The 5,028-nt window shown below is 57.3% G+C and carries 6 protein-coding genes; 3 read left to right on the top strand and 3 right to left on the bottom strand.

Features of this window, described 5'->3' with window-relative positions:
• Nucleotides 1-168: 168 nt before the first annotated feature.
• The 3 genes from hisE to CW742_RS07040 form a co-directional block, all read right to left on the bottom strand.
• Nucleotides 169-471, bottom strand: a complete 303-nt coding sequence (gene hisE / locus CW742_RS07050; RefSeq protein ID WP_292418400.1) for a phosphoribosyl-ATP diphosphatase — start codon at nucleotides 469-471, stop codon at nucleotides 169-171.
• Complete coding sequence (locus CW742_RS07045; RefSeq protein WP_292418398.1) at nucleotides 468-911, bottom strand: NusA-like transcription termination signal-binding factor; 444 nt, start codon at nucleotides 909-911, stop codon at nucleotides 468-470. The genes hisE and CW742_RS07045 overlap by 4 nt, the downstream gene beginning before the upstream one ends.
• Before the next feature lie 166 nt (nucleotides 912-1,077).
• Nucleotides 1,078-1,818, bottom strand: a complete 741-nt coding sequence (locus tag CW742_RS07040) for an SIMPL domain-containing protein (protein ID WP_292418396.1) — start codon at nucleotides 1,816-1,818, stop codon at nucleotides 1,078-1,080.
• A 138-nt stretch (nucleotides 1,819-1,956) separates the two neighbouring features.
• Here CW742_RS07040 and CW742_RS07035 point away from each other — a divergent pair, with 138 nt between their 5' ends.
• Genes CW742_RS07035 through CW742_RS07025 form a run of 3 tightly spaced genes read left to right on the top strand, consistent with a single transcriptional unit; the run spans nucleotide 1,957 to nucleotide 4,872 of the window.
• On the top strand, nucleotides 1,957-3,207 hold the full coding sequence (locus tag CW742_RS07035; RefSeq protein WP_292418394.1) for a 3-isopropylmalate dehydratase large subunit: 1,251 nt from the start codon (nucleotides 1,957-1,959) through the stop codon (nucleotides 3,205-3,207).
• A gap of 1 nt (nucleotide 3,208) precedes the next feature.
• Entirely contained in the window at nucleotides 3,209-3,763 is a 555-nt protein-coding gene (locus tag CW742_RS07030) for a 3-isopropylmalate dehydratase (protein ID WP_292418391.1), read from the top strand.
• Nucleotides 3,751-4,872, top strand: a complete 1,122-nt coding sequence (locus CW742_RS07025) for an isocitrate/isopropylmalate dehydrogenase family protein (RefSeq protein ID WP_292418388.1) — start codon at nucleotides 3,751-3,753, stop codon at nucleotides 4,870-4,872. Before CW742_RS07030 ends, CW742_RS07025 begins: the two co-directional genes overlap by 13 nt.
• Nucleotides 4,873-5,028 lie beyond the last annotated feature (156 nt).

Below are 5,028 nucleotides of genomic sequence, written 5' to 3'. Positions count from 1 at the left end.
TCATCAGAACCTCGACAATGAGAAGGGAGGCATAAGCCGACCTTCGAAGAACGCATCCGCGTTCTTCTCATCCTCCTGGTTTTTCAAACCAGTCGGAGGCGCAGGAGGGGGGAACACATACAAATAGCAGTGGAATTCTACAGAGCAGAGAAAGATAAAAAACCCGTGTTATTTCCGGCGGTGTTCCAGTTCTTCCAGCACATCCGCAAGGCTCACACCAGACGCACGCAGCGCCACGAGCACGTGGAAGAAAAGGTCGGCAGCCTCGCTTGCCGTCCGCTCCGGAACGCCGTTCTTGACGGCAAGGATGAACTCCGTGGACTCTTCACCCACCTTCTCCAGCACCTTGTCGATCCCCTTCTCATCCGCCAGCAGCCGGGTGGTATAGGACCCCTCCTTCGGGCGATCGGCACGGTCGCAGATGATCTCCCAGAGTTCGGCAAGGACCTTTGGGTCAGCAGTCGTCTTCATGCTTCCTCCTTTTCGAGCAGGACTTCCCCGACCTCGGTGTTGTAAAACCGCCGGGTGAGGATCCGGGCTTTCTCGATATTGCACCCGGCTTTCCCGATGGCGATCCCAAGATCGCTCCTCTGCCGGACGAGAACGTTCACCGGCGCGTCCGGTGACGGGCGTTCCACCTTCGTGACCTCGGCGGGTTTGAAGATATTGGCAATGAACGCATCCGGTGTCTCAGCGAACTCGACCATCTCGATGCGCTTCCCGAGGACATTTTGCAATCGTTTTATGTTTTCACCCTTCTTCCCGATCGCAAGGCCCATGTCGCCCTGCCGGATCACGTAGATGACCCGGTCGAACCGGTCGTCGATGACGCAGTCAAGGGCTGTTGCCTTGGTGAGAATTCGCAACTCTTCGATATACCTTCGCTCCTTAAAACCGATCGTACGCTCCATTGTGAAAATCAATCCTATTGTATCCGCTGATTGATGGATATTCGAGGTTTTACTATCCTTTTACTATCGTCTGCCGGAACAAACCGGCACTCATACAGGTTTTATGAAATGATCACGCTGCGAAATTAAAAACATTGTGAAGAGCGTGCAGCGGGAAAAAAAGGGATTACTGGTAGGTGTAGGTTACAGAGACCTGCGCAGTGACCGTAATGTCCCCGGACTGGATGGGGGTGGTGGTTGCAGCCTTTTCCACGCGTCCGGCTGCATCCTGCGCATAGTTGGAGAAGACGACCGGCATGTAACTCTGGTAGATTTCGACGGTCCCCGTTCCGGTGATGTTGACACCCATGGCACCGGCAACTGCCTCAGCATCTGCCCGGGCATTGGTCACAGCCTTCTTTAAAGCCTCATTCCGCAGAGCGGTGGCCTGTGCATCCGAGAGCATGAACTGGATGGAGTTGGCCTGGTTAGCACCGTTTGCAACCGCAAGGTCGATCACTTCCCCGGTCCGGGATACATCATGGAGAGTGATGGTTAAGGTGTTCGTCACCTGGTAAGACTTGACTTTGGGGTCAAGGAACCCCTTGGCGGAGTCGTCATACATCGCATAGATGTTGTAGCCGGTTGTTTTGAGGGCATCACGGGGGATTCCGGCCGCCACAAGGGCATTGATGACCTTTGTCATCTTGGCGGCGTTCTGTTCCTGGGCCACCTTGACATCGGAATTCTCGGTCTGGACGGACAACGTCACCTGCGCCCGGTCGGGCGTGCCGATGATATTGCCGCTTCCCTGGGCATGGATGACCTTGTCTGTTGACGAATCTCCCGTTGCAGCTGCAACGGTACCAACCGCGGCCACCATGAGGATGGCGAGCGCAATACAGAGGAAGTTCAGTCTTCGCATCATGGTATTCGCATTATCTTGGCCAGAAACGGGATTAAACCTTACTTTGACTGCGAATGTGGTCGCAGTCATGGCGGTGCATGAAATGTGGTGCACAGAAACTACATGAGAAGGGCGTGTCAATAGTAAAGACGATTGAGCATGGCAGCGACAATCGTGGAGAAGATATTCTCAAAAAAGTGTGGCAGGGAGATACGGGCGGGCGAAGTGGTCATGGCCCCCCTTGACGGGGCGATGATCCACGACATCACGGGCCCGCTTGCCATCCAGAAGTTCTATGAGATGGGCGGGAAGACGGTGTTCGACAAAAAGCGTGTCATCATGCTCTTCGACCACCAGATCCCGGCCGATTCCATCGAGGCGGCAAACAACCATGTCTACATGCGGAAGTTTGCTGCCGAGCAGGACATCCACAACTATGACATCAATGAAGGGGTCTGCCACCAGGTGACGATCGAGAAAGGCCGGGCTGCCCCGGGCGAGATCGTTGTCGGGGCCGACTCCCACACGTGCATGTATGGTGCGGCAGGCGCATTTGCCACCGGCATCGGGTCCACCGACATGGGATTTGCCCTGAAGTTCGGTGCCCTCTATTTCAAGGTGCCCGAGACGATCCGTGCGGAAGTGTCCGGGAAGTTCCCCCGGCGCGTCGGGGCAAAGGACCTGATCCTCGCCATCGCCCACGATATCGGGGCTGACGGGGCTACCTACAAGGCCATCGAATTCACCGGAAAGACCGTCAGGAAACTCGACATGGCCGGCAGGATGACACTCTGCAACATGGCCATCGAGATGGGCGGCAAGGCAGGCATCGTTGCCCCGGACAAGGTCACGTGGGAGTACATGAAAGGCCGCCGGAAGATGAGGCCGTTCGCGCTGGACAGCGATGCTGATGCAACGTTTGCCGAGAAGCGCTCATATGACGTTTCGGATCTCGAACCGCAGGTTGCTGTGCCGCATAATGTCGATACCGGCGTTCCTGTGAGCAAAGTGGCAGGGACACATGTCGACCAGGTCTTCATCGGGTCCTGCACAAACGGGCGGTTCGAGGACTTAAAAGAAGCTGCCGAAGTGCTGGGCAAGAAGAAGTTCTCCCCGAAAATCCGGACCATCATCATCCCGGCATCGCGGGACGAGTATCTCAAGACCCTGAAGGCAGGGCTCATCGAGAAGTTCGTGAAGGCAGGCGCCCTTGTCGAGGCTCCCTGCTGCGGGCCCTGCATGGGAGGGGCGTTCGGCCTGATCGCTCCCGGCGAGGTCTCGCTCTCCACCTCGAACCGGAACTTCAAGGGCCGGCAGGGGAGCACGGACGGCAAGGTCTACCTCTGCTCCCCGGCAACGGCAGCGGCGAGCGCGATCACGGGCGAGATCACCGACCCGAGGGAGGTCTGACATGGCAGCAAAGAAGAGCGTCCCGGTCAGGAAGATCGCACCGGAGGCGGGCCCTGTTGCGAAGAATGCCCGCACCTGGAAATTCGGGGACGATATCGACACCGATGCGATCATCCCCGGCCGTTTCCTGACCATCAACAACCCGGACGAGCTGGCAAAGCATGCATTCGAAGGAACGAGAGACGAGTATGCAAAGAAGGTGAAACCGGGCGATGTCATTGTCGGGGGACGCAACTTCGGCTGCGGCTCCTCCCGCGAACACGCCCCGCTCGCTCTCGTAGGAGGCGGGGTGAAGGTCGTGGTGGCACAGTCATTTGCCCGGATCTTCTTCCGCAACTCCGTCAATGTCGGCGTGCTCCCAATCGTCTGCCCGGATGCGGACAAGATTGCCGACGGGGCAGCGATCCGTCTGGACATCAAAGAGGGGTTCATTGAGGCGGACAACAAGAAGTACGCCATTGAACCGGTACCGGAGTTCATGCAGGGCATCATCGATGCCGGCGGGCTCGTGGAATATGCAAAGAATCTGAAGGAGACACCCGCATGTACAAGATAGCATCGATCGGTGGAGACGGGATCGGCCCGGAGATCGTGGCCGAGGGAAAGAAAGTACTGGAAGCAGCAGGGGAGAAGTTCAACTTCGATATCCAGTGGACAGACTTCGATATAGGGGCGGACCGTTACCTTGCCACGAAGAAGCTGGTCACGGAGGATGACCTTGCCGAACTGAAGAAGTTCAAGGCGATCTACTTCGGTTCCATCGGGGACGACCGGGTGAAGCCGGGGATCTTAGAGAAAGGTATCCTCCTCGCGCTCCGGTTCCACTTCGACCAGTACGTCAACCTCCGCCCCATCAAGCTCCTTGACGGCGTCGAGACACCCCTTGCCGGCAAGGGGCCAAAGGACATCGACTTCGTGGTGGTCCGGGAGAACACCGAGGACTTCTATGTCGGGATCGGCTCCAGGTTCAAGAAGCACCAGAAGATCGAACTTGACGTTGTCCGCGACATCTACAACGTGAAGTTCGGGCTCGACGTCACGAGCGACTCTGAAGAGATCGCCTACCAGATAGGCGTCATCACCCGCGAGGGCGCCCGCCGTGTCCAGACCTATGCCTTCGACGTTGCGATGCAGCGGAAGAAGAAGCTCACCTCGGTGGACAAGGCAAACGTCCTTTCAGATGTGTACGGCCTCTGGCGCGATGTCTTCCTCGACACCGCAAAGAACTACCCGGACGTTGCCACCGAATTCAACTTCGTGGACGCCGTCACCATGTGGTTTGTCAAGAACCCCGAGTGGTTCGATGTCGTGGTCACGCCCAACATGTTCGGGGACATCATCACCGACCTCGGCGCCATGATCCAGGGCGGGCTCGGCCTTGCCCCGGGCGGCAACATCAACCCGAAGGGCACCTCCATGTTCGAGCCGATCCACGGGTCGGCACCGAAATACAAGGGCATGGGCGTGGCAAACCCCATTGCCACCATCTGGGCAGGATCCCTCCTGCTCGACCACCTCGGCGAGCACGAGGCGGCGGCGGCCGTTGTCAGGGCAATCGAGAAGAGCATCAAAGACGGCGTTGTGACAAAGGACCTTGGCGGGAAGGCGGTCAGCACATCGAAGGCCGGCGCGTATATCGCGGAGTGCGTGAAGAAGGGTTGCTGAAAGGGCTCTTCTGCACGGGTCTGTTTTTTTCTGAAAAATTTCTTTTTAATAAGAATAATTTACCCCACTTGTCATACCATCTCCGATGTGGGACATGAGAAGAACCTGAAAAGTTCTTCGAGTCAGGACCGGCTAAAGAAGGGGGATGATTATAGC

It is taken from the genome of Methanoregula sp., from assembly GCF_002835825.1.
GTDB lineage: Archaea > Halobacteriota > Methanomicrobia > Methanomicrobiales > Methanospirillaceae > Methanoregula.
Note: the sequence above shows the minus strand (reverse complement) of the source record. Positions and strands in the feature narration are given on the sequence as shown.

Excerpts from the sequence above, each read along its gene's own strand:
- CW742_RS07035 (WP_292418394.1), top strand. The coding sequence starts at position 1,957 with ATGGCAGCGACAATCGTGGAGAAGATATTCTCAAAAAAGTGTGGCAGG.
- CW742_RS07040 (WP_292418396.1), bottom strand. The coding sequence starts at position 1,818 with ATGATGCGAAGACTGAACTTCCTCTGTATTGCGCTCGCCATCCTCATG.
- CW742_RS07025 (WP_292418388.1), top strand. The coding sequence starts at position 3,751 with ATGTACAAGATAGCATCGATCGGTGGAGACGGGATCGGCCCGGAGATC.
- CW742_RS07030 (WP_292418391.1), top strand. The coding sequence starts at position 3,209 with ATGGCAGCAAAGAAGAGCGTCCCGGTCAGGAAGATCGCACCGGAGGCG.
- CW742_RS07045 (WP_292418398.1), bottom strand. The coding sequence starts at position 911 with ATGGAGCGTACGATCGGTTTTAAGGAGCGAAGGTATATCGAAGAGTTG.
- hisE (WP_292418400.1), bottom strand. The coding sequence starts at position 471 with ATGAAGACGACTGCTGACCCAAAGGTCCTTGCCGAACTCTGGGAGATC.